Genomic DNA, 24,308 nt, shown 5'->3' with positions numbered 1-24,308 from the left:
TGATGGTATCGCCAGGTGAAGCTTTGTATGAAGGCATGATCATCGGCGAAAATGCCAAGCCAGACGATTTGGAAGTGAACCCAATGAAGTCGAAACAGCTGACGAACTTCCGTTCGACCGGCAAGGACGACGCCATCCGCCTCACCCCGCCAAAGCGTCTCACGCTTGAGCAAGCCATTGCCTATATCGATGACGATGAAATGGTTGAGGTGACGCCAAAGAACATCCGCTTGCGCAAGCGTTTGCTGGATCCGAACGAGCGGAAAAAAGCATCACGCGCCAAACAGGCTGCATAAACACAAAAGGGCGCCGATTTGGCGCCCTTTTCTTATTCGGAAAGTCCGGTTCGCCTAGAAACGGATTGCCGCATGAGACGGCAAAACTAAACCGCCTCACCCGCAGCGACGCCGCTCGCCCATGCCCATTGGAAGTTATAGCCGCCCAGCCAGCCAGTGACATCCACAGCCTCGCCGATGCAAAACAGCCCCGGCATTTTCTTGGCTTCCATTGTTTGCTGCGACAGGCCGTCGGTGCTGATCCCGCCAAGCGTGACCTCCGCCTTGGCATAGCCCTCACTGCCATTGGGTACGAATGGCCAACAATCGAGCAATGCGCCCGCCTCTGCCAGCTTGACGTCGCTTTGGTCGGCCAGATTCCCGTGCAGCGCAAGCTTATCCGCCAAAGCCTCCGCCAATCGGGCTGAAAGGACCCGATCTAGCGTCGATTTGATGGTAGCCTTTGGCCGTGCACGCTTTTCGGACAACAGCCATGCCGGCGCATCATGATCCGGCAGGAAATCAATTCCAACGCGGTCACCTGGCCGCCAGTAGCTGCTGATCTGAAGAACGGCAGGGCCACTCAGTCCGCGGTGGGTGAACAGGGCTGCTTCGCGAAAGGCGGTTTTGCCATGCTGCGCAACGACCTCAGCCGACACGCCGGACAATTCACGGAACAGCACATCATCCCCGCCAAGCGTCAACGGGACCAACGCCGGCCTTGGCTCGACAATCTTCAGTCCAAATTGCCGGCCCAGATCATACGCAAATGCCGTAGCACCCATTTTCGGAATGCTTGGGCCGCCCGTGGCAATGACCAAAGACGCGGCAGATGCGCGCAGGCCGTTATACATGACATGATAGACGCTGCCGTCGTGCGATATCTCACCAACGGGGGAATTGAACGCAAAGTCCACACGGCCGCCAAGCGTTTGTGACCGGTCGCATTCTTCCATGAGCATTTCGACAATCTGGCGCGCGGATCCGTCACAGAACAACTGACCAAGCGTTTTTTCATGAAAGGCGATGCCATAGCTGCGCACCAGTTCGATAAAATCCTGCGGTGTGTACCGTCCCAACGCCGACTTCGAAAAATGCGGGTTGGCGGACAGATAGCGTTCTTGTGCATGGACCGTTGTCGCATTGACGTTGGTGAAATTGCACCGGCCACCGCCCGAAATCAGGATTTTCTTGCCCGGTCCCGTTGCATGGTCAATGATCAGCACGCGCCGTCCGCGTTGCCCTGCGGTCAGCGCACACATCAGTCCCGCGCCGCCCGCGCCCAAAATTATTACATCATAGTTGTTCGAAATTGCCATTTTGAAGTCCCTGCACTGCCCGCGCCATATTGCCAAGTGCTATGCTTTGCGGCAAAGCCGCGCGCATGACTGAAGAGACCAAAGCTGCAGGGGCAGATACCCCACCCGATCACTTGTCGATTAACCCGATGAGCCCGTATTTCGACGGCGATTTGTTGTCGCGCGGCGTGGGTATTCGTTTCAAGGGCGAAATCCGCACAACTGTTGAGGAATATTGCATTTCCGAAGGCTGGATCAAGGTTCAGGCGGGCAAAGCACGCGATCGCAAGGGCAACCCATTGCTGATCAAGCTCAGCGGACCTGTCGAAGCTTGGTTCGAAGACCTTGGCGACAACGCACCGGTGGCCAAAGCCTAGTCATCAGACTTTATCATTTCGGGAAAACCGAAATGAGCTTGGCCAATTGGTCGTTGATCGGATCCAGTTGATCATCGGGCGTCATCCCAAGCCGCACGATCGTCAACCGATGCTGCGGTGACGCCACGACAAATTGGCCCAAATGCCCAAGCGCGGCGAACACATCCGATGGCGCTTTTCCGGGAAACAGCACCTGATTGCGCGGGTCATTTCCCGTGCGGTTCAGCCAGATATGCGCACCATAGCTGCGGTTGTTCGGGCTTGGCGTTTTCATAAAGCGCATCCAGCTCGTCGGCATCAACTGTGCGGCCTGAACCGACCCGTTATTGCGCAGGAATTCACCGAACTTGGCCCAGTCGCGGGCCGTGCCATGGATCATGCTTCCGCCCAGCATAGTGCCATTCCGGTCGAATTCCGGGACAAAGCTCGTAAGCCCCAATGGCTCGAACAACCGCCCGCGTGCATATTCGAGCATGGCGTCGCGGCGGACCACCGGATCCTTACTGTCGGTCAGTGACCGGGTCATGATGTCCGCAAGAATATGGCTCGTTGCCGTGCTATATTCGAATTTCTCCCCGGGATTGGCCTCAAGCGGTCGTGTCTCGGCGTAACGCGCAACATTTTCCCGGCCATCCAGAAACAACATCCGCGGGGTGTCCGCATCGAAAATCTCAATATCACCTTCAGCCATTTCGGTGTGGTCGAGGCCTGAGGACATATGCAGCAAATGCCGCAGCGTTATTTTTGCACGATTATCGCGCGGCGCTTGCCATTCGGTGACAATTGCGGGTTCATCCAATGCAAGGCGACCGTCCGCCACCATCAGGCCGACCAATACAGCAGTAACGCTTTTGGCCATAGACCAGCTAATCAACCGCGTGTCAGGGCCGTATCCCGGTGCATAACGTTCTGCAACGACCCGCCCACCTTGCATGACGACCAATGCGCGGGTTTCGCCGACAGCGGGATCTTCGAAAAACGGCGCGATGGCATCGGCAAGCTTCTCTTGGCTCACCACTGCGTCGTCGGCGATCTGGGTAAAGCCGGGGCCAACGGGCTTTGCAGGCGGCTCTGCGCCGCATCCAGCGAGGGTAAGTGCCGTGAATGCACAAAAAGCGGTTGCCGCGCGGCGGAAATTGTTTCTAGGCATAATATAGTTCGATGCACCAAATGGAGGGTCTATGGCAACCGCAACTTCAAAAGCTGAACCAAAAGCACGGCGCCCACGGTTCAAGACCCTGAAAATAATCGTCGCGGCATTGGCGGTGATCGCGGCTTTATGGATCGTCTGGAACTGGAATAGCGTAAAAGGGCAAGCGCGCCTCGGCGCCGCATATGGCGCGCACATCACCTGTTCGTGCCGTTATATCGAAGGCCGCGATATGGCCTCTTGTGAGACCGATAAGGAAAAGGGCTTGGAAATCGTGCGCCTCAGCGACGATCCCGAAAACAAGCGCATTTACGCGTCGGTTCCCTTTTTGGCAGAAGCCGTGGCCGAACGCCGCGGCGCAAATGGCTGCATTCAGCTCAATCAGGCAGAAATAGACGCGCTGTAATAGGTCCTGATCCTAACGTTTTGCGGGCACGAGGATGAATGCAGAACACAGAAGCTCAATTATGCCCGCGGTCAACGCAATGAACGCGGGCGTAACTCCCGGCATCCAGAACGCCATGCTGGCAATACACATCAAAACGACGCCAAGTATGAGATAGAGACGCATTCCATATACGGTTTGGAACACCAAATAGCGCGCCGCAACCGTCAACAAGGCGATCGAAAAGAACCATTGGCTAAACGTGCCGCTGACCAGAAACGCAATGACAAGGCCGATGATCAGAAACGCCGTCGACTGTAACGCCAGCGTCTCCATCGGGTTGGGTGATCGGGTTTTGCCGCGTCTATAAAAAGAACGCGCCAGCAAAACAGAAACGGGGTGAATCGCCATGCCGCCAAAGAATAACGTCGCCATGCCAGCAATCAGGCTGATGTTCATCGTGACCAGTCCGGACAATGTCCAGACAAGGCCCGATGCAAAGATACCGACGCCGCCGTTGACATATGCCCGGCGCATGTCGCGCTGTGCTTCTCCCAAATGCATGAACTTCATCCCCCCTCAGAAGCCGGCTTTATGTCACGCGGCAGTCGCCATTTCCACCGCCATCGTTTCCTCAATCCAACCACCGCCAAGCACGCGATCACCGTCATATAAAACCGCCGCTTGCCCCGGCGCGACGCCATATTCGGGCGTATCAAAGCGCAACCATTCGCCATCCATCCGGGCGGGAACCGGGCGGGACATTGACCGTACCTTTGCCATCACGGGCCGGCCTCCGATATCTGCCAGCCAATTGGCATCGATCACGCGCGCAGCCTCCACCGCCAGCGCTTCGCGCGGCCCAACGATCACGCGCTGCGTGGCGGGATCAAGCCGGATGACATATAAAGGCACTGGCTGACCGCCGACCTCTAACCCTTTGCGCTGCCCGACTGTGTAATGGATCAGGCCCTTGTGCTGGCCAAGCGTGCGGCCATCCAGATGGACGATATCGCCCCCGATCTCTGCATCTGGACGGATTTTGCGGACAACGCTGGCATAATCGCCATCGGGTATAAAGCAGATGTCCTGACTATCGGGTTTCATGGCCACGACGAGGCCCATTTCCTGCGCAATGGCGCGCACATGTGGCTTGGGCATGCCACCCAAGGGAAAGCGCAAATAATCAAGCTGATGCTGGGTCGTTGCAAACAGAAAATAGCTCTGGTCGCGTGCAGGATCAAAAGCGCGATGCAATTCCGCGCTTGCCGGTCCTTCAACGCGGCGGACATAATGGCCCGTGGCAAGGCAATCTGCACCCAGCTCGCGCGCCAGCCGGAACAGGTCGGTAAACTTAACGCCCATGTTGCACCGAACGCACGGAATGGGTGTGCGGCCTGCCATATATTCATCGGCAAAATGGTCGATGACCGATTCGCGAAACTGGCTTTCATGATCGAACACATAATGCGCGATGCCCAATTTATCGGCGACGGCGCGCGCGTCACGAATATCTTGCCCCGCGCAGCAGGCACCGGCGCGTTTTACCGCGCTGCCATGGTCATATAGTTGCAGCGTCACGCCAATGGTTTCGGCGCCCGACCGCGCAGCCAGCGCGGCCACCACAGAGGAATCGACGCCACCCGACATCGCAACAACGATTCGTTTTCCGGCCAGATCCGGCCCGAGTTGGAAATCAGAATGATAAATATCGTCAGTCATGCGCGTGCCTACCTAATAGCTTGAAGTTCTAAAAGCCAGTTTTCCGTAAGAATCCACGCGGGGCCGCGAACGGAGAGGTGGGCATGCCTGTTAACCTTGCCTAACATCCTTTGAAGATCGCCTTTACCCATTGTTAGAACATCTGGTGCTATCACAGCGTCATGGAAATGAACTTTCCCCATCACGCGTTACGCCAAGATTCGGATATCAGCCGGAAGGATAGACAATCCGCGCTTGATGCTGCCCGCTTGCGTCAAGCGAACAGCCGGACGGTCCGGGCCCTGCACCAGGCCGATCAGGGGCGCGCTCCGGAACCCGACGATCTCGCTGCACGCATTCAATGTTTCACGGCGGGCCCCAATGCCGAACGCGCAGTGCGTGGCTCATTCTGGCAAAAATCCGGACCAGAAAAAAAGGATGAACGAACTGTTTACCACACTGCTTTAGGCAATATCAAAGGCCACCTCCTACCTATCGATGTAACAGGAACCGAGTTGCCCCTGGCGGAGCATGGAGCGGGAAAAGAATCATGATTGAGAACCAAAAATTCCGTCCAGCCCAAGTCATTGGCCCTTTGGGCGAACCGCTCACGATGGAAAGCTTGCCACCTCCCGGCACAACGCGGTGGGTTGTCCGCCGCAAAGCGGAAGTGGTCGCGGCGGTGAATGGCGGGCTATTGTCCATCAACGACGTGTGCGAACGCTATGATCTGACGCTCGAAGAATTTGCGTCGTGGCAGCGGGCTGTCGACCGATCGGGTATGCCCGGCCTGCGCGTAACCCGTATACAGCATTATCGCGACTTGTACGAGCGTCAGCAGAAATACTGATCGCGCGTTTTCAATAGCAAGCGAAATGACCAACCCCGCCTTGTGCGGGGTTTTTCGTGCGCAGTGATCATGATATATTTTGGTGCGTTCAGTGTTCTGGCCGTCCGAAACTGTTGTTCGTCGAAACATATCGACGACAGTTCCTATTGTTGCGGACAAGCTTTTCCACTATCGTATATGGACCAACGAGGCGGTTTAGCTGTTGGTATTCTGCTGCTTGCAGGCAGTGACTTATTAAGGTAATACAGCTCCGCTATAAAAACATTGGGTCGCTCAACGCGCGCCCGCGACAGAATTTGGAACATCGGTATGAATTACGAAACAACTTTGAGCAGTTCGCTGGGTAGCGATGTGGTGGTGGATAACGCAGAACGCAACCGGCGTCGGCGGAACATCGCGCTGATTGTTGTCGCAATTTTGGCCGTTGCGGGCGCCGCTTATTATTTCTTTGGCAGCAGCAGCGCGGCACCGACTGACGCTGACAAGGCGGGCCAAGCGCAAACCGTCACCGTTGTTGCCCCTGGCCGCGATTCTGTTGTGCGCGCCATTAACGCTACGGGCACGCTTGCCGCACGGCGCGAAATTCCCGTTGGTGTCGTTGGCGAAGGCGGACGCGTGCTGCAGGTATATGTCGATGCGGGTGAATGGGTGCGCCAAGGTCAGGTTCTTGTAAGCGTTGACCGCTCAGTCCAGACGCAGCAGGCCGCCGCGCTTGAGGCACAAATTGGTGTCGCGCGCGCAGACCTCCAACTCGCCCAAAATGAACTCGAACGTGCGATGCAGCTTGTCGAGCGCGGCTTCATTTCGAAGGCAGATGTCGACCGCAAGACCGCAACACGCGACGCGGCACGTGCACGGGTCAACGTGGCCAATGCGCAGCTTGCCGAAACCCGTGCACGCAACGCACGGCTTGATGTCCGCGCGCCGGTTTCCGGTTACGTACTGGAACGTAATGTCGAACCCGGTCAAACGGTATCGGCAGGCAGTGGAATCCTGTTCCGCATTGCCAAAGATGGCGAGCTTGAGCTGCAGGCAAAGTTAAGCGAAGATGATTTGGGTCAAGTTGCGGTGGGCATTCCGGCCACTGTCACGCCAGTCGGAACAGATCGCGTCTTCAACGGCAGCATCTGGCAGATTGCGCCGATGATTGACGCCCAAAGCCGCCAGGGCATGGCGCGTATCGCATTGCCTTTTGACACCGCATTGCGTCCAGGCGGATTTGCGTCGGTGGAGATTAAGGCTGGCGCGATGACGGCACCGGTTCTGCCGGAATCCGCGGTGCAAACTGGCCGTGAAGGCAGCTTTGTCTATATCGTTGGCAAGGATAACAAGGCGACGCAACGCCCCGTGAAGGTCGGTTCCGTCACTGCAAATGGTTTGATTATCGAACAAGGTCTTGATGGCACCGAACGCGTTGTTTTGTACGCTGGTGGCTTCCTCAATCCAGGCGAAACCATCAATCCCAAGCTTTTGAAAAAGCAGTAAGTTTTGGGCCTTTCGGGATATAAATCATGAATTTAAATAACATATCCGCATGGTCCATCCGGAACCCCGTGGTTCCGATTGTGTTGTTCGTCGCGCTCACGCTGGCGGGCATCATGTCGTTCATGAATATGGATGTGCAGAACGATCCGGACATTGAATTCCCGGTTGTCGTTGTGTCGATTTCCCAGCCTGGTGCAGCGCCTAGCGAAATCACAACGCAGATCACCCAAAAGGTCGAATCCGCGATCCGAAGTGTTCAGGGTGTGCGCAACATCGATGCCAGCTCCAGCGAAGGCAACACGACGATCAGCGCCGAGTTCGAAATTGGTGACGACATCAATGCGGCGGTCAGCGAGGTCAAAAACGCCGTCGACCAAATCCGCAGCGACTTGCCCGACGGCATTTTGGAACCCCAGATTTTCAAGGTCGCAACATCCAGCGATCCGATCGCCTATTTCGCGGTCGAAGCCAGCGACATGACGCTTGAGCAACTCAGCTGGTTTGTTGATGACACCGTCGCCCGGCGATTGCTGTCTGTCGAAGGCATGGCGTCAGTTAGCCGCAATGGCGGCGTAAACCGCGAAATTCGGGTCGTTCTTGACCCTGCCAAAATGCAGTCTCTTGGCGTCACCGCAAGCCAGATCAACAGCGTACTGCGTCAACAAAATATCAACGCGTCGGGCGGGCAGTCGCAAATCGCCGGGTCGCGCCAGTCGGTGCGCGTCCTTGGCAACGCAACCGATGCGTTCGCCTTGAGCCAAACGCAAATCAGCCTTGGCGGCGGCCGTTCGATTAAGCTCGCCGACGTTGCCGAGGTCACGGATGGCTTCGGCGAACAGAGGTCCATGGCATTTGCCGGCGGGAAACAGGTTGTTACCTTTGGCATGTCACGTGCCAAGGGCGCTTCGGACGTTACCGTTTTTGACGACGCGATGGTCAAAATCGCCGAGATCGAAAAAGAAAATCCCGGTGTAAATTTCATCACCCTGTTCAACAGCGTCGATTATACCAAGGGGCAGTATAAAAGCTCAATGGCCGCGATGATTGAAGGCGCATTGCTCGCTATCGTCGTTGTGTTCCTGTTCCTGCGCGACTGGCGTGCAACGATTATTTCGGCAATCGCCATTCCACTGTCGGCTATTCCGACTTTCTGGTTCCTCGACCTGTTGGGCTTCACGCTCAACACCATGTCGCTGCTCGCGCTTGGTCTCGTCGCCGGGGTGCTGGTCGATGATGCTATCGTGGAAATCGAAAACATCGTCCGGCACATGCGCATGGGCAAATCTGCCTATCAGGCATCGATTGACGCGGCTGACGAAATCGGCCTTGCCGTGGTCGCGACCACATTCTCGATTGTCGCGGTGTTCCTGCCCGTGGGCTTGATGCCGGGTGTCGCCGGGCAATTCTTCAAAAATTTCGGCCTAACCGTTGTCGCTTCGGTGCTCATGAGCCTTGCCGTCGCACGTATGATTACCCCCATGCTCGCTGCTTATTTCCTCAAATCCACCGGCATGGCCGAACATGGCGAGGCAGGCTGGATAGATCGATATATGAAAATACTGCGCTGGTCGCTTGGCCATCGCCGCTGGATGATGGGCATTGGTGCGTTGGCCCTTGGCCTCACCATTGCTCTTTTTATCATCCTGCCCAAGCAGTTCTTCCCTGACGGCAATACCGATTTCAGCCGCGTGCGTATTGAGATGGTTCCCGGTACAACGCTTGAACGCACGCGCGAAATTGCCAATGAAGCTGCTGTGATTATCGAAAAGCAACCGGAGGTAAAAACCGCCCTTCAAAGCCTGCGCGAAGGCAGCGCCAGCATTTTCATCACGTTGCATGAAGACCGTGCGCGGACCAGCCAGCAGTTTGAAGAAGATCTGACACCATTGCTCACAAAAATCGCAGACGCGCGCGTTACGTTTCAGGCGAACGGCCCGGGCGGCGGCGGTTCGGGACGTGACGTATCGGTCATGCTTTCGGGTTCCGACCCCAAGAAGCTCGACCAGACTGCGGCAACGCTTGTTGAACAGATGAAGACGCTGCCCGAATTGCGCGCGCCGCGTATTTCCGCTGATTTGCAGCGTCCGGAATTGATCATCACGCCGCGCACTGATTTGGCGTCGCAGCTTGGTGTATCAACCGTCGCGCTCAGCCAGACAATCCGTATCGCCACGCTGGGTGACATTGACCAGAATAGCGCAAAATTTTCGCTGTCTGACCGTCAAATCCCGATCCGCGTGATGCTTGCCAAGGAATCGCGTCAGGACTTGGATGTCATCCGCAACTTGCCCGTGCCATTGGCGAGTGGCGGCTCGGTGCCCCTGTCGCGCGTTGCGGACATCAGCTTCGGCGCGGGCCCCACCTCCATCCAGCGCCGTAACCAGAATTTCCGCATCTTCATCGGCGCGGATTTTGCCCCCGGCATTGTGTCATCCGATGCGGACAAGAAGATAAACAACCTGCCGATCATGAAAAACCTGCCCACCGGCGTGTCCCGCGCGCCCTTTGGCAGTCAGGAATGGGAACAGGAAATGCAGCGCGACTTCCTCGTAGCGCTGGTTTCCGGAACATTGTTGGTGTTCGCGGTGCTGGTGCTTTTGTATCACCGCTTCATGTCGCCGCTCGTGAATATGGGCTCTCTGCTCTTGGCTCCATTGGGTGGTTTGATCGCCCTCGGCCTTGTTGGGCAGCCAATCTCCATGCCCGTGTTCATCGGCATATTGATGCTCTTTGGCATCGTTGCGAAAAACTCCATTCTGCTGATCGACTTTGCGATTGAAGAAATGGCGCGCGGCGTTCCCAAGTTCCAGGCGATCATGGAAGCTGGCCATAAACGTGCGCAGCCAATCGTTATGACCACGGTCGCGATGACCGCTGGCATGGTGCCAACCGCGCTCTCGCTTGGCGGCGACGGCCAGTGGCGCTCGCCAATGGGCACCGTCGTGATTGGCGGCCTGATCGTTTCAACCTTGCTTACCTTGCTCATCGTTCCTGCGGGCTTCAGCCTTGCCGATGGCTTTGAAAAGCGCATTGGTCCATGGCTGCGTACACGGTTGCTGACCTATGATCCCGACAAGCATGGCGAAGATGTCGCTCCGCCCGCCGCCACGCCCGCAAAGGCAACTGGCAAATCAGCGGGCAAGGACGACCTCGGCGGACTTCAGCCTGCGGAGTGACGCTTTACTTGGCAGCTTGGCAGGCCTTGGCTAAGGCAGTGATGTGAAATCCGCCGATAAACTGGGACAGTCGGAGAAAATCCGGTACGCCGAACGCGACGCTGAACTGCGTCAGATGCGGATTATCGCCACGGCCTTGCTGTTGGCAATGGCCGCCTTGTTCGTCTTCGGCAAATATATGGAAACCCGCTATGACGGCTATTGGGGCTTTCTGCGCGCCTTTGCAGAGGCTGGCATGGTCGGTGGTCTGGCCGACTGGTTTGCCGTCACCGCCCTGTTCCGCCACCCGCTTGGCATCCCCATTCCGCACACCGCGATCATTCCGAATAACAAGGAACGGCTTGGCCGCACGCTTGCAAGCTTTCTGCGCACCAACTTTCTGACAACCAAGGTTGTCGCGCGCCGCGTGCAGCGTATGGATGTCGCGGGTGCAATGGGCAAATTTTTGAGTGCGCCAGCCGGCGGCGAAGGCCGCATGCGCATGGGTGCCTCGCGCCTATTGGGGGATATCATCGCCGCGCTGGATGATGAACGGCTTGGCGGTGTGGCCAAGGGCGCGATCCGCAAGCAACTCGACAAGTTGGATATTGCCCCGCTGCTCGGCCAATTGTTGACCGCGATGATCCGCGAGCGCCGCCATATTCCTGTGCTCGACGGCATCATCAAATGGGCCTCGGCCACGCTGGAGGCTAATGAGCATCTCATTCGTCAAATGGTGGAGGAACGCGCCAACACAATCATGCGCTGGACGGGCCTTGACGACAAATTGGCGAACGCCATCGTCAATGGGCTGAACAAGCTGCTGCACGAAATGGCGGAAGACCCAGATCACCCTTTACGTGCAAAGGGCGAAGAGGGCCTCGCCAGCCTTGCGCACGACCTTCGCCATGACAAGGAATTGCAGGCGAAGGTCGCGCATTGGAAAGGGCAGTTGCTCGAAAACCCCGCGATGGGCAAATGGATCAACAGCCTGTGGGATCAGGGCCGCGATGGCCTGCTAAAGGCCGCACGCAACCCCGATGCCGCGCTGGCGGGCAGCTTTGGCGATGCCCTGATAAAGCTTGGTGGCAGGCTTCAGGAAGATTCAGGCCTAAAGCTTCAAATCAACCGCTTCGCGCGCCGCGCGATTGTCGGCACCACCGAAAATTACGGGGACAATATCGTGACCCTCGTTTCCGATACAGTCGCCCGCTGGGACGCATCAACCATCACCGACCGCGTCGAAAATGCCGTGGGCAGCGACCTCCAATTCATCCGCATTAACGGAACATTGGTCGGCGGCATGGCGGGCATCGTCATTCATGCCGTTGGCTTGCTAATTTAAGCCATTTACAGCGCCGATATCATCCGTTCGGTTGCCTCGGCGGCTTGGCGGGCGGCGCGTTTTAAATTGGCCTGAAAATCGCCCGAGCTGTCGCCATTGGCATTGTCGCTCGTCGCCTTGATCGCCGCCCATGGCACGTCCATGCGGGCTGCGGCTTGGGCAACGGCTGCGGTTTCCATATCGATGATGTCGCCGCCAAGAACGCGGTGCAGGCGGCGGCCATGGTCGTCGTTTTCCATGAAGCAGTCATTTGTGATGATCCGCACTTTCGGTAGCCCCGTCTCTGGCATGATCGCGGCGTGATAGGGTTCGGCGTGCGCCTCGCCTATCGGCCATGCCCCTGCCCGATAATGCACAAACCCGTCGGCACGCGAGGCGCCATAATCCCCCTGCACGGCTTGCGTGATCTGGAAACAATGGCCGTCATGATCGCTCAATTTACCCGCAGTGCCGACCACCAACAGCAAATCCGCATGATAATGTTCTACCAGCATCATCGCGGCCATCGCCGCATTCACTTTGCCAATGCCGCTGCAGGTGATGGCGATATTGCGGCCACCGGATTGGACCTGACGGACCATGAAACCGTGTAAGGGTTCGCTATTGGCGCTTTGGCCGGGGAACAACGCAGCGGCTTCGGCGTCCACGCCGGTAATGATGCCAATGGTTTTGAACATGCTGCGCCCTTTATATATCTTCCAACAGGATGTTCCTGTAGCGCAGCATTAACGTAATTATGATGACATAAACGCTAGCGCCGCGAAATTATTGGCTGGCGGCAATCATGTCTTCGATACGGACGAACTTTTCGCGCGGGGCGCCATCGCGCGCGCGGGCAATCTCTGCCTCTTCAATTTTCTTCCAGTCGCTGAATGTGACAATGTCGACCTTGCGTAACGCCAGCAGCGCATCCAGACCGGCACGGCCATCTTTGTCGGCGCTTATGGGCATATCCTCCGCCACGGCATCGACGATATTATATCCATCGGGCCGGTTGGTTCCGATGGTGCCGGATGGACCACGCCGGGCCCAGCCGACGCAATAGAGACCCGGCAATATCCTGCCGTCCAGATTGGCAAAGCGGCCGCGGCCATGTTCATACGGCACGCCGTCAATGGGCGGCGTTTGATAGCCAATGCAGCTGATGACCATGGAACAATCGATGGTGTAACTCTCGCCCGTGCCAACACTGCGATACTGGTCATCCAGCCGCATGCGCTCCACGCGAACGCGCTGCACTTTGCCATCGCCCTCAATCGCGATGGGCGCAGCGAAAAAGTCAAAATTGATGCTGATCGGCTTATCCGCGCGAAACGCCTCTGGAATGGCTGCGAATTCGCGCAGATGCGTGACGGACTTGCGAATGCCGGGTTCCAACAACGCATCTTCGCCGATGTCGGGCAGATCGTCCTTATCGACGCGCGGGGTCGCCCGCTGCAAATGCGCGAGTTCGCCGAGTTCCTTGGGCGTCATCGCAATTTGGTGCGGCCCGCGCCTGCCCAAAATGGTGATGTCCTCAACACCCGAATGATCAAGCCCATCGAGCGCGTGGCTAACGATGTCCGAACCGTCAAATTCGGCGCGCGTTTTGGACAATATGCGCGCGACATCCAGCGCCACGTTACCATTGCCGACAATGACGACATGCCGGCCATCCAATGGCGGCTTAAGGTCGGCATAATCAGGGTGGCCATTATACCAGCCGACAAAGGCAGCGCTGCCAAAAACGCCCGGCAGATCTGCGCCAGCGATATCCAGCGGACGATCATTCGGCGCGCCGGTGGCGAGAATGACCGCGTCATATAATGTCTGAAGCTCGTCGATGCTGACGTCTTTGCCGACAGTCACATTGCCGACAAACCGGACATTGTCGGACAAGGCGACCTTTTCATAACGCCCCGCTACCGCCTTGATCGACTGATGATCGGGGGCAACGCCAAAACGGATGAGGCCAAAGGGAACGGGCAAGCGGTCAAGGATATCTACCCGCACATCGTCGCCAAATTTCTTCTGCGCGGCTTCGGCTGTGTAATATCCCGCCGGACCGGAACCGATAATTGCGATATGCCGCATGCCCTACTCCCCGTCATTGCCTGATTCGGCAGGCTAACGGGTCAGCGCCAAAAAGAAAGCGCGACCTTCACACAGAAGATCAGGCGGCTTTGCGCGCCTTGTGTGCGCCGCGGTCAAGGAAACCGCGGATCGCCTCTATGCTCTCTTCCACATGGCTCAACAAGAACAAATGCCCGCCATTTTCGACCACGAACAACTCACTGTTTGGAATGAGGAAATTCAGAAATTTGCCATTGGCGAGCGGGACGATCTGGTCATCATCGCCCATCATGATGAGCGTTTCCGTTTTCAGGAATGGCAGAAACGGCGCGCTGGTCCATCCCATCATCGCCATCAGCTGATAAAAATATCCCGTTTTCGACGGCGGCGTAATCCGGCCGATATGCTCGGCCTTGTTGCCCACCACACCGCCGTACAGCGTCTTGAAATGCTTCGCCATGAAATCGGGGTCTATATAACGCCGCGGGTCAGCCATTTTGACCAGCGCGGCGGGATTGCCCGGCACCATCAACATGCCAGCGCTGGTCGCAACAAGGATAAGCTTGTTCGTGCGCGCGCCATATTGCAGCGCAAATTGCTGCGCCATCGCCCCACCCCAGCTGACGCCCATGACATCGACCACGGGCATGTCAAACCGGTCAAGCAACAACGCCGCAATGCGCGCCATCAATAAAGCGTTATAGGGCACCACCGGATCGGGCGAACCACCAATGCCGGGCATATCAAAAGTGATAAAATCGCGGTCATCGAGCAACTCCGCCATCGGCGCCATAGCCTCAATATTCGCCCCAATGCCGTTGAAGAACAATATCGGCAGCTTCTTCGTCGCCTTCGACGCCCGCCAAACCGCAACCCGCAAAGTACGACCGTCAACGGTCTCCATGCTGAAATTTGGGGCGCGGTTTTTGGTCATATGGGTTCCCCTGCCGCGTTTATCGCCGACGTTGCGCAGAGTTTAGCGCATGGACTCCGCTGTGCAAGGAAGAAAGAGCCATTTCGGCATCGTGCCGACGTGGCAACATCCCCTCACTCCAAAACATACAACCCCGGTGCGGCTTCCATCGCTGGATGCTTTTTGCTGCCGAGCGTACCGGGGGCTGCGACTTCTGCGCCTGATCGCGCGTGGAGCCATTCCATCCAATGTGGCCACCAGCTGCCGGCAACTTCTTCGGACCCTTTCATCCATTCGGTGACATCGGCTGGCGTCTTGCCGTTTGAATGTTTCCAATATTTCGCCTTGGGGTTACCCGGCGGGTTCAGGATTGCCTGCATATGGCCAGCCTGGCTCAGGATGAATTCGACATTTTTGCTACCGAACAATTGTGTCGAGCGATAACATGCGCGCCATGGCGTGATGTGGTCCGTCGTCCCGCCCAAAACGAACAGGTCGCCCGTCACCTTGGTCAGGTCAAGCGTGTGGCCCGCAATTTCGAACGTGCCCGGCGCGGCGTAGGCATTGGCCTCAAACAGCTCCAAGAAATCACCCATCAATGCCGATGACAGGTTGGTCGCGTCGGCATTCCAGAACAATATATCGAACGCTGGCGGATCATCGCCCAGCAGATAATTGTTGATGACATAGTTCCAGATGAGGTCATTTGGCCGCAACCAAGCAAAGCCGCGCGCAAGGCTGCTGCCCTCAATAACGCCTTTCTTCGCGGCGCGTTGCCGTGCCAGCGCAATGCCATTGTGCGACACAAGGCTCGACGCCTCCGTATCGCCGGGTTTGGGTTCAAGCACGCACACCATCATGGTAATGGCGTTGGCGCGGGTGTCACCCATCGACGCCAGCTTGGACAGCAGCACGGACATGGTCTGTCCGCCCGAACAGCCGCCCGAAATATTGACCTTGTCGCTGCCAGTAATCTCGCAAACAACATCCAGCGCCTTGATGCAGCTTTCGATATATTCGGCCATGCCCCACACGCCCATATCGTCGGTGGGGTTGCGCCATGAAATCATGAATGGCTGAATACCATGGTCGGTCTGCCATTTGATGATCGATTTTTCGGGCGACAGATCGTTGATATACATTTTGTTGATCTGTGGCGGGATCGTCAGCTGCGGCGTGGCAAACACCTTGTCGGTGGTGGGCGCATATTGGACGAGTTCGAAACGTTCGTCGCGATAGACCACTGCCCCCTTTGCGGTTGCGACATTCTCGCCCAGCTTGAACGGCTTTTTGTTCACCTGGCTCACCATCATGTCGTTGTGAACCATATCATTATAGGCGTTTTTAAGTCCCTTCACGAGGCTGAGTCCGCCGGAGTCCACCAGCCGTTTTTGCGCGGTCGGATTGCCGATCAGCGTGTTGGTCGGTGACATTGCATCAATGATGATCTGCGAGATGAAATTGGCACGGTCCCGCTCAAGTGCGTCGAGTTCCAAATCCTCGATATAGCTTTTAACGCCCTTTTGCACCGCGAGATAATATTGCGCGCCCGCTTTGAAGAAGGGGTTAAACGTCCACGCCGGGTCCATGAAACGCTTGTCCTTGGGATCCGGCGCAAGGTCTGACTTTCCGGTCATGATTTTGACGACATCTTCGGAAAAGCTGCTGGTTGCCTTCCACGCCTTGTCGGGGTTGGCGGCGGTCTGGCGGAGCATCAGGCCGATTGCGCCGATGAAATCCTCCCGCGCTAATCCTGCTAATGGGCCAAGCGCCATAGTGGCATCATTGGCGGCGTCAAACGCCCCTGCAACGCTGGAAAATGGTGCGCCTTTCTTTTTCGCACCCTTTGTTCCGGCCTTTTTTCCAGCTCCGCTGCCCGCTTTTGTCGCCATCTGCATCTCCTCTTGCCAAGATGAAGAATTACATGCCCCGCGGCCTGCGTCAATCGCGCATCAAGCCGATGGAAAATGCCACAAAAATCGCCTATACTGACCGCGCCTCAACAGAGCGCACATTGTTAACAATTGAAAACAAGCGCTTCTAAACTGGAGGACGGCCGCCGCGCATCTTAATGCGCCCCTTAAGGAGCACCAGTATGAATGCCCGAGTTTGCTTTGCTGAATCCTCAACAGGCCGCCTTTCGACGCCAATGGGCAGCGTCATTGGCCAATCCAGCGCACTGATTTTTCTGCGATGACCTCAGACATGAAAAAACTGGAAGGCTTGGGCAAATTGCTGAAGGCTGCCGGGGTTAAGCCCGCTGGCGCTGAGGCGATGGTCCGCGGCCATATCGACGAAATTCAAGCCGACGCGCGCCAACATCATGCCGAACTCATCGCATCGGTGAAGGCGCTGAAAGAAGAGCTGGTCGAACTGCAGCACAATCATGCATCGTCGGTGTCCGAAATACGCATGGCGACCGATGTGATGCGGCACGAAATAGAAGCGCGCAGCGTTGCGTTCGGCCGAACGCTTCAAATCGCCAAATTCGTGCTCATTATCGTCGTGGCTTTGCAAATCGTCCTTCTTGTGAGCTTATACACGACCACGGGCAGCAGCCTGCCCGAACTTAGCCACTTCATTCCTGCGTCTGAGACATCGAACGACGTGCAGGCCCCACCCCCGACGTCCAGTCCCCAGGGCGCAGCTACGAAATGACCGAATGACATATATCATGTCCACAAAGCGACCTTCCCGTTTTCTCATTTCACGCAGCCTGATGGGAGGCCTGTGTCTTGCGGCCGCGATCACGGGCATCACGGTGACCGCCAACGCGCATGATCCAAGCGCGGAAAAACAAACTACGGGAAAGCCAAAAGCACAAAAGCCAAGCGCGGAAAAACAAACTGCGGGAAAGCCAAAAGCAGAAAAGCCAAGCGCGGCGAAAACGGCCCCAGCCAAGCCAAAAGCCACCAAAGCCGAGCAGAAAAAGCCAAATGTCGCAAAGCCAAGCGCGTCAACATTCACGATCCCCAGCCTCGAAGACAAACCGACCAACGCCCAGACCAACGCCCAGACCAACGCTCAGTCCGCTGCGGACGAAAAGCTGCGCAATGACATTGACACGCTTTGGAAGAAATTTCCCGGTCGTGCGGGCATCGCCATTTACACGCCATTTTCGGATGACATTATCGGTCGGCGGCACACCGAACGCTTTCCGCAGCAAAGCGTCTCCAAAATGTGGGTCGCACTGACGATTTTGGAACAAGAAGCCGCGGGCAAGCTGTCGCTCGACAAGAAAATACGCGTCAGTCGCGATGATATCGTGGTGTTTAGCCAGCCGATCAAACAATATCTCAGCAGCCAAGATTCCTTTGAAATGTCCGTGCGCGAATTGCTTGCACATGCCGTCAATGCGAGCGACAATCTTGCAAATAGCGTCCTGATACGCGTGGCCGGCGGCCCGCAGGCGATCAACCAGATGCTGGACCGGCGCAAGGTGCAATCGATCCGTTTCGGACCTGGCGAAGTGCTTTTGCAAAGCGCAATCGCGGGCCTCGAATGGAAACCTGAATATCGCAAGGGCAATGCCTTTAAGGAACAGCGCTCGCGCATTCCTATGGAAAAACGGCGCGCAGCGCTCGACAAATATCTGGCCTCGCCCTTGGATGGCGCTGCGCCGGGCACCATCGCGCTTGTGCTAAAGCGCTTTGGCGAACGCGCGGCTGATGATCCGGGGGCAAAGCTTTTGAAGTTGATGGCGGGGACCTATACCGGAAGATCACGCCTACGTTCAGGGCTCGCCCAGGGCTGGAGCCTCGCCCACAAAACGGGGACGGGGCAAGTATTGGGTTCGATTTCGACCGCACTTAACGATGTCGGGGTGATGAAAGCACCGGATGGTTGCCGGTATCAGGTCGCCGTCATGATTGCCGAAACACGCGCCGGAAGAGAGGTCACAAACGGCCTCATGCAAAATGTTGCGCGCGCGGTGGTGCGGCATCATCGCCAAATCCACCCCAAGGCTGAAAAAACGTCCTAACCCGATAGCTGCCTAAAGCGATAGCTGCCCAAATGTGCCTTCTGCCGAAAGGTATAAGGAATTCAGCGTGTTAAATAATCGTTTGCATAAATATTCACTCCATTTTGGAGCGACCAAAACGTGCATATATGCGTTTTGTTCCATAGAGCGCATAAAGTTCACATTAGTTCACAATATAATTGTTACAAATGTTACATTTGTGTTATAAAACAGGTGGGGGGGTTCAGTCCACTATTTAAGGCATAGTAATGAAGAAATTTCATATAGCTGTGGTAGAAGACGACTTAGCCTTTGCGGCGGAGCTGGAGGAATTTCTGGGGGCGTCCGGCTATGCGGTCTCCAGCTATGATTCATCGCAGAAGTTTTTGGCGGCGTTGCGCCAATCGGAATGCGACCTTCTCATCGTCGATTGGTCCATTCCCGACTTATCCGGCATAGAAGTGCTCGAATATATCCGGAAGTTTCATCCGGATATGCCTGCCATCATGCTGACCGCACGCGCCGAAAATATCGACATTGTGCGCGGGTTACAGGCCGGTGCCGACGACTATGTTTCCAAGCCGGTAGACCCCGACGTCCTTGCAATGCGGATCAAATCGCTGTTGCGCCGTTCCAAAGGCGAAGTGAAAAACGTGTCGGAAAACGTCACCCTCGGCCGCTATTTGCTGCGTCCATCGACGTCCACGATCTACCTTGGCGACGAAGAGATCGTGCTGCCCAAGCGTGAATTTGACATGGCGATGCTGTTTTTCACAAATCCGAACCGCCTTCTTTCGCGGCAATATTTGGCAGCAACCTTATGGGGTAAAGTTATCGATTACCATTCGCGGACGATTGACACCCATGTCGCACGGTTACGCAAGAACCTAAAACTCGACCCCACATGTGGCATCAGCCTGAATGCGTTGTACGGTTTTGGATATACCTTGCAGGCCGATGTGCACGCCATGAATGCAGCGCACGAACACACCGCCATTTCGGCTTAGACAGATAACCGCGCCGCTTTAGCCCCGCCCGCTGCGTCGGAACACCTATCCGTGCGCAGCGCAGACTAAGGACGGTTTCGGGGAAACGCACGTTGCGCGGTAGGGCTAATCGTCGGCACTTGCGTCCCTCGGTCATGGCGCTACAGCACGCAAAATGAGCATGATTGAAATCGTCGCCGTGCTGCTCGGCATTGCCAACATCGTCCTGATTATCCGGCGATCGGTTTGGAACTTTCCCGTGGCGATTGTCATGGTCGCGTTATATTTCATCATCTTTCGCGACGCCAAACTGTACAGCGACGCCGGGCTGCAGATGTTTTTCGCGGGCATCAATCTCTATGGCTGGTGGAGCTGGAACCGGAATAAAGGCGAAAGCGGTGTAATTTCCGTCCGCAGGCTTCCGGCAATAAGCTATGCTTTGTGGATTGCAGGTTCGATCCTGGCTATTTGGGCATGGGGTGCCATCATGCATGCCGAAACCGATGCCAGCTATCCCTACTGGGATGCATCCGTTGCGATGCTGTCGATTGCAGGGCAGATTTTGATGACTCGGCGCTTTGTCGAAAACTGGCATTATTGGATCATCGTCAATATCATCTCTATCCCGCTGTATATCGTCAAAGACCTGCATCTGACCGCCGGGCTTTACGGGATGTTTCTGGTGCTGGCGGTTGCCGGCCTTGTCGAATGGCGCAAGGCGGAACGCGCATGAAACGCATTTGTCTGCATGGCCCCGAAAGCACGGGCAAATCGACATTGGGTACGCGGCTTGCGGCGCATTTGGGATGCGAAGTCGTGCCCGAATATGGCCGCGCTTATTGCGAGGCGCATGGCACCGACATCGGCATGGCGCAGCTTGTCCACATTGCGCAGACGCAAGACGCGATGAACCGCGCCGCAGCCGCACGTGCAGCAGAGCTGGGCGCTGGTTATGTATTGTTCGACACAGACCCGCTGATAACGTCAGTGTGGGCGCACATGATGTTTGGCGCGGCAGACGGATATTTCGGCGCCTTTACCGGTTTTGCCGACCATTATCTGCTGCTCGATATCGACCTGCCCTTTGTCGACGATGGCTTGCGCGTTTATGCGCAATCAGCCGAGCGCAAACGCTTTTTCGACCTATGCCGTGCGGAGCTCGATGGACGCGGCGTTCGCTACACGCTGATTCAGGGCGAAGGCGAAGCGCGTTTCACCGCGGCTTTGGCTGCGATCTCGGCCTAAGCCTTCTCCAAAGCCTCGCTTGCCGCGATCCAGCGCGCTTCGGCGGCCTCTTGCGCGGCGACAATCTTCCCGCGCCGTTGCGACAGTTCGCCCATCGTCAGGCTCTTATATTCATTCGCGGCGGACGCCGGATCGAACATCGCCCGGTCAATCGCGCTCAACACAACCTCAAGCTTGGCAAGGTCCGCCTCGGCATCGCTGACTTCGCGCTTAAGCTTGCTTTGCGCCTCACGGGCTGCGGCTTGCGCTTTTTTGTCTTCCTTGCGATCGACCTTGGACACCTTCTCTTTCGCGGGGCCCTTGCCCAGGATGAAGTCGGTATAATCCTCAATCGTGCCCGAAAATTCGGTCGCGGTCCCGCCATCGACGAGCACCAGCCGGTCGGCCGTCAGCTCCAACATATGGCGGTCATGGCTGACCAGCACCACGGTGCCTTCATATTCATTCAGCGCCTGCACCAACGCTTCACGCGCATCGACGTCCAAGTGGTTCGTCGGCTCGTCAAGGATCAACATATGCGGCGCATCGCGGGTAATCAGCGCCAGCGCCAATCGCGCGCGTTCACCACCCGACAGCTTGCCGACCTTCGTCGTTGCCTTTGCCCCTGAAAAGCCGAAACGGCCCAATTGCGCGCGCACCGCGCCGGGGGTCGCGCCCTTCATCTGCTGGGTCATATGCTCCAGCGGGGTATCGTCACCGTCGAGTTCTTCGACCTGATATTGCGTGAAATAGCCAACGCGCATTTTGCCCGACGCGCTCATCGCCCCGTCCATCGGCGTCAATTGCGCCGCAAGCAGCCGCGCGAGCGTGGTCTTGCCATTGCCGTTGCGGCCCAGCAACGCGATCCGGTCATCGGGGTCGATGCGCAGGTTCAACCGCTGAAGTATCGGTTTACCCGCGGTGTAGCCAACACTCGCCAGATCAAGCGTGACCAATGGCGGCTTCAATTCATCGGGACTTGGAAAGTCAAAGCTTAGCGTCGGATCTTCGGCCATCGCGGCAATGGGTTGCATCCGCGCCAGCGCCTTGGCTCTGGACTGCGCCTGCTTCGCCGTGGAGGCACGCGCCGAGTTGCGCGCGACATAATCCTGCAGCTTGGCGCGCTGTGCGTCCTGCGAAGCCTTGGCCGCCGCCAGCTGCGCTGCACGTTCGGCACGCTGGCGCTCAAACGAGTCATAGCCGCCGGAATAGAGCGTCGTGGACCCGCCCTCGAGATGCAGGATATTGTCGACGACATTGTTCAACAAATCGCGTTCGTGGCTGATCACCACCATCATCGACGGATAGGATTTGAGGAAGTTTTCCAGCCACAATGTCGCTTCAAGATCCAAGTGGTTTGAAGGTTCGTCGAGCAGCAACAAATCGGGTTCGGAGAACAAGAGCGCGGCCAAGGCAACGCGCATTTTCCAGCCACCGGAATAGCTATCGAGCGGCCGGCCCTGCATTTCTTCATCAAAACCAAGCCCAACGAGAATGCGCGCAGCCCGCGCAGGGGCGGTGTAGGCATCAATCGCGATCAACCGTTCGTGCAGTTCGCCAAGCCGGTCGGGATCGGCGCAATGCTCTGCCTCTTCCATCAAAGCCGCACGCTCGACATCACCCGCCAGCACGGTTTCAAACGGCGTTGCCGTACCCGATGGCGCTTCCTGCGCGATATAGCCGATGCGCGTATTCTTCGGCATATCCATGCTGCCTTCGTCGGCTTCCAGCTCGCCGATCATCACCTTCATCAGCGTGGATTTGCCCGCGCCATTGCGGCCGATAAGGCCAACGCGCGAATAAGGCGGCAGCGTCGCGGTCGCGCGGTCCAATATGGTGCGGCCGCCAAGGCGCACGGTGATTCCGTTTAAGTTTAACATGATGCCGCGCGCCTAGCAGAGGCGGATGCGTATGTCACCGCATAGCGTATCGCACATTCCGGCGGGCGAAGGACCGAGACGAACGGAACCGTCGCCCCTTACTCCTCACCCATCCGCAACGCCGCAATAAACGCCTCCTGCGGGATGCTTACGTTACCGTACTCCCGCATCCGCGCCTTGCCCTTTTTCTGCTTTTCCAGCAGCTTTTTCTTGCGGCTGATGTCGCCGCCATAGCATTTGGCGGTTACGTCCTTGCGCATCGCGGCGATGGTTTCGCGGGCGATCACTTTGCCGCCGATGGCCGCTTGGATGGGGATTTTGAACAGATGGCGCGGGATCAGGTCTTTTAGGCGCTCGCACATGCCGCGGCCGCGGGATTCGGCGGTGCCGCGGTGGACGATCATGCTCAGCGCGTCGACCGCGTCGCCATTGACCAGCACGCTCATCTTCACAAGGTCGCCTTCGCGATGGCCGATCTGGTGGTAATCGAACGAGGCATAGCCGCGCGAAATGCTCTTCAACCGGTCATAGAAATCAAACACGACTTCGTTGAGCGGCAGTTCATAGACGATCTGCGCACGGCCACCGACATAGGTCAGTTGCTTTTGCACGCCGCGCCGGTCCTGACACAGTTTCAATATGCTGCCCAGATATTCGTCGGGGCAGTAAATCGTCGCCTCAATCCACGGCTCCTGAATTTCCGCGATGCGGTTAATGTCGGGCATGTCGGCGGGGTTGTGCAGCTCCATACTGCGCGCATCTTCGGTCTTCGACCGGCTCAGCTCCAGCTTGTACACAACCGACGGCGCGGTGGTGATAAGGTCCAAGTCAAACTCGCGCGTCAGGCGCTCCTGAATGATCTCAAGGTGTAACAGCCCCACGAACCCGCAGCGAAAGCCAAAGCCCAACGCCGCGCTGCTTTCAGTCTCAAAACTGAACGATGCGTCGTTCAGGCGCAGCTTGCTGATGCTTTCGCGCAGTTTTTCAAAGTCCGCAGCGTCGGTGGGGAACAGGCCGCAGAACACCACGGGCTGCACTTCCTTAAACCCGGGCAGCGGTTCGGCGGCGGGGCGCTTTGCATCGGTGATGGTGTCACCCACGCGGGTCTGCGCGACTTCTTTAATCTGCGCGGTGATAATGCCGACTTCGCCCGCCGCGATTTCGGACAGGATTTCCAGCTTTGGCCGCATACAGCCGACGCGGTCGACCAAATGCTTTGTGCCGGCGGCCATGAATTGGATTTCCTGACCTTTTTTGATCACGCCGTCGAT

Annotated in this window: 22 protein-coding genes and 1 pseudogene; 13 read left to right on the top strand and 10 right to left on the bottom strand. The window is 57.0% G+C overall.

What is annotated here, in order from left to right; all coding sequences use genetic code 11:
- Nucleotides 1-296, top strand: a pseudogene (locus ACIQ5B_RS04325) (translational GTPase TypA); the annotation flags it as partial.
- Between the two features lie 86 nt (nucleotides 297-382).
- Here ACIQ5B_RS04325 and ACIQ5B_RS04320 read toward each other — a convergent pair.
- Entirely contained in the window at nucleotides 383-1,594 is a 1,212-nt protein-coding gene (locus ACIQ5B_RS04320) for an NAD(P)/FAD-dependent oxidoreductase (RefSeq protein WP_397597956.1), read from the bottom strand.
- Nucleotides 1,595-1,659: 65 nt separating this feature from the next.
- Here ACIQ5B_RS04320 and ACIQ5B_RS04315 point away from each other — a divergent pair, with 65 nt between their 5' ends.
- Entirely contained in the window at nucleotides 1,660-1,950 is a 291-nt protein-coding gene (locus ACIQ5B_RS04315; RefSeq protein WP_397597955.1) for a DUF3297 family protein, read from the top strand.
- 13 nt (nucleotides 1,951-1,963) lie between these two features.
- On the opposite strand, the gene ACIQ5B_RS04310 is transcribed toward ACIQ5B_RS04315, so the two are convergent.
- Nucleotides 1,964-3,100 (bottom strand): serine hydrolase domain-containing protein, encoded by a 1,137-nt coding sequence (locus tag ACIQ5B_RS04310; protein WP_397597954.1) that lies wholly within the window; start codon nucleotides 3,098-3,100, stop codon nucleotides 1,964-1,966.
- Nucleotides 3,101-3,131: 31 nt separating this feature from the next.
- On the opposite strand from ACIQ5B_RS04310, the gene ACIQ5B_RS04305 reads away from it, so the two are divergent.
- A complete protein-coding gene (locus ACIQ5B_RS04305) occupies nucleotides 3,132-3,506 on the top strand; it encodes a hypothetical protein (RefSeq protein ID WP_397597953.1) in 375 nt (124 codons plus the stop codon).
- A 12-nt stretch (nucleotides 3,507-3,518) separates the two neighbouring features.
- Here the strand turns inward: ACIQ5B_RS04305 and ACIQ5B_RS04300 are convergent, their stop codons facing one another.
- Both ACIQ5B_RS04300 and mnmA read right to left on the bottom strand, forming a co-directional pair.
- The gene (locus tag ACIQ5B_RS04300) at nucleotides 3,519-4,049 is read right to left on the bottom strand and encodes a DUF7010 family protein (protein ID WP_397597952.1); all 531 of its coding nucleotides are present in this window, start codon (nucleotides 4,047-4,049) and stop codon (nucleotides 3,519-3,521) included.
- 33 nt (nucleotides 4,050-4,082) lie between these two features.
- Entirely contained in the window at nucleotides 4,083-5,207 is a 1,125-nt protein-coding gene (mnmA, locus tag ACIQ5B_RS04295; protein ID WP_397597951.1) for a tRNA 2-thiouridine(34) synthase MnmA, read from the bottom strand.
- Between the two features lie 161 nt (nucleotides 5,208-5,368).
- On the opposite strand from mnmA, the gene ACIQ5B_RS04290 reads away from it, so the two are divergent.
- The 5 genes from ACIQ5B_RS04290 (at nucleotide 5,369) to ACIQ5B_RS04270 (ending at nucleotide 12,021) form a co-directional block, all read left to right on the top strand.
- Complete coding sequence (locus tag ACIQ5B_RS04290) at nucleotides 5,369-5,740, top strand: hypothetical protein (protein WP_397597950.1); 372 nt, start codon at nucleotides 5,369-5,371, stop codon at nucleotides 5,738-5,740.
- Entirely contained in the window at nucleotides 5,737-6,036 is a 300-nt protein-coding gene (locus ACIQ5B_RS04285; RefSeq protein WP_397597949.1) for a DUF1153 domain-containing protein, read from the top strand. The genes ACIQ5B_RS04290 and ACIQ5B_RS04285 overlap by 4 nt, the downstream gene beginning before the upstream one ends.
- 309 nt (nucleotides 6,037-6,345) lie before the next feature.
- Nucleotides 6,346-7,521, top strand: coding sequence for an efflux RND transporter periplasmic adaptor subunit (locus tag ACIQ5B_RS04280; RefSeq protein ID WP_397597948.1), 1,176 nt, complete (start codon nucleotides 6,346-6,348; stop codon nucleotides 7,519-7,521).
- 26 nt (nucleotides 7,522-7,547) lie between these two features.
- Nucleotides 7,548-10,697 (top strand): efflux RND transporter permease subunit, encoded by a 3,150-nt coding sequence (locus ACIQ5B_RS04275; protein WP_397597947.1) that lies wholly within the window; start codon nucleotides 7,548-7,550, stop codon nucleotides 10,695-10,697.
- Between the two features lie 115 nt (nucleotides 10,698-10,812).
- On the top strand, nucleotides 10,813-12,021 hold the full coding sequence (locus ACIQ5B_RS04270; protein ID WP_397597957.1) for a DUF445 domain-containing protein: 1,209 nt from the start codon (nucleotides 10,813-10,815) through the stop codon (nucleotides 12,019-12,021).
- 5 nt (nucleotides 12,022-12,026) lie between these two features.
- Here ACIQ5B_RS04270 and ACIQ5B_RS04265 read toward each other — a convergent pair whose 3' ends face one another.
- The 4 genes from ACIQ5B_RS04265 to ACIQ5B_RS04250 all read right to left on the bottom strand — a co-directional run bounded on the left by ACIQ5B_RS04265 (nucleotide 12,027) and on the right by ACIQ5B_RS04250 (nucleotide 16,878).
- Nucleotides 12,027-12,698, bottom strand: coding sequence for a purine phosphorylase (locus ACIQ5B_RS04265; RefSeq protein WP_397597946.1), 672 nt, complete (start codon nucleotides 12,696-12,698; stop codon nucleotides 12,027-12,029).
- An 88-nt stretch (nucleotides 12,699-12,786) separates the two neighbouring features.
- Entirely contained in the window at nucleotides 12,787-14,094 is a 1,308-nt protein-coding gene (locus tag ACIQ5B_RS04260; RefSeq protein ID WP_397597945.1) for an FAD-dependent oxidoreductase, read from the bottom strand.
- A gap of 79 nt (nucleotides 14,095-14,173) precedes the next feature.
- Nucleotides 14,174-15,007: an alpha/beta fold hydrolase gene (locus tag ACIQ5B_RS04255; protein WP_397597944.1), complete on the bottom strand. Its 834-nt coding sequence runs from the start codon at nucleotides 15,005-15,007 to the stop codon at nucleotides 14,174-14,176.
- Nucleotides 15,008-15,120: 113 nt separating this feature from the next.
- Complete coding sequence (locus ACIQ5B_RS04250) at nucleotides 15,121-16,878, bottom strand: alpha/beta fold hydrolase (RefSeq protein WP_397597943.1); 1,758 nt, start codon at nucleotides 16,876-16,878, stop codon at nucleotides 15,121-15,123.
- A 301-nt stretch (nucleotides 16,879-17,179) separates the two neighbouring features.
- Here ACIQ5B_RS04250 and ACIQ5B_RS04245 point away from each other — a divergent pair, with 301 nt between their 5' ends.
- From ACIQ5B_RS04245 to ACIQ5B_RS04225, 5 genes are all read left to right on the top strand, one after another.
- A complete protein-coding gene (locus ACIQ5B_RS04245) occupies nucleotides 17,180-17,644 on the top strand; it encodes a hypothetical protein (RefSeq protein WP_397597942.1) in 465 nt (154 codons plus the stop codon).
- A gap of 16 nt (nucleotides 17,645-17,660) precedes the next feature.
- Nucleotides 17,661-18,968 (top strand): serine hydrolase, encoded by a 1,308-nt coding sequence (locus tag ACIQ5B_RS04240; protein WP_397597941.1) that lies wholly within the window; start codon nucleotides 17,661-17,663, stop codon nucleotides 18,966-18,968.
- A gap of 248 nt (nucleotides 18,969-19,216) precedes the next feature.
- On the top strand, nucleotides 19,217-19,954 hold the full coding sequence (locus ACIQ5B_RS04235) for a response regulator transcription factor (RefSeq protein WP_397597940.1): 738 nt from the start codon (nucleotides 19,217-19,219) through the stop codon (nucleotides 19,952-19,954).
- Nucleotides 19,955-20,108: 154 nt separating this feature from the next.
- Nucleotides 20,109-20,666, top strand: a complete 558-nt coding sequence (pnuC, locus tag ACIQ5B_RS04230; protein WP_397597939.1) for a nicotinamide riboside transporter PnuC — start codon at nucleotides 20,109-20,111, stop codon at nucleotides 20,664-20,666.
- Nucleotides 20,663-21,178, top strand: a complete 516-nt coding sequence (locus ACIQ5B_RS04225; protein ID WP_397597938.1) for an AAA family ATPase — start codon at nucleotides 20,663-20,665, stop codon at nucleotides 21,176-21,178. The genes pnuC and ACIQ5B_RS04225 overlap by 4 nt, the downstream gene beginning before the upstream one ends.
- Here ACIQ5B_RS04225 and ACIQ5B_RS04220 read toward each other — a convergent pair.
- Both ACIQ5B_RS04220 and lepA read right to left on the bottom strand, forming a co-directional pair.
- Nucleotides 21,175-23,037 (bottom strand): ABC-F family ATP-binding cassette domain-containing protein, encoded by a 1,863-nt coding sequence (locus ACIQ5B_RS04220; protein WP_397597937.1) that lies wholly within the window; start codon nucleotides 23,035-23,037, stop codon nucleotides 21,175-21,177. The genes ACIQ5B_RS04225 and ACIQ5B_RS04220 overlap by 4 nt on opposite strands.
- A 98-nt stretch (nucleotides 23,038-23,135) precedes the next feature.
- The coding region (lepA, locus tag ACIQ5B_RS04215) for a translation elongation factor 4 (RefSeq protein ID WP_397597936.1) at nucleotides 23,136-24,308 on the bottom strand (1,173 nt) is incomplete at its 5' end.

Origin of the sequence: Sphingorhabdus sp. (genome assembly GCF_044374345.1) — a bacterium.
Classification (GTDB): domain Bacteria; phylum Pseudomonadota; class Alphaproteobacteria; order Sphingomonadales; family Sphingomonadaceae; genus Sphingorhabdus_B.
Note: the sequence above shows the minus strand (reverse complement) of the source record. Positions and strands in the feature narration are given on the sequence as shown.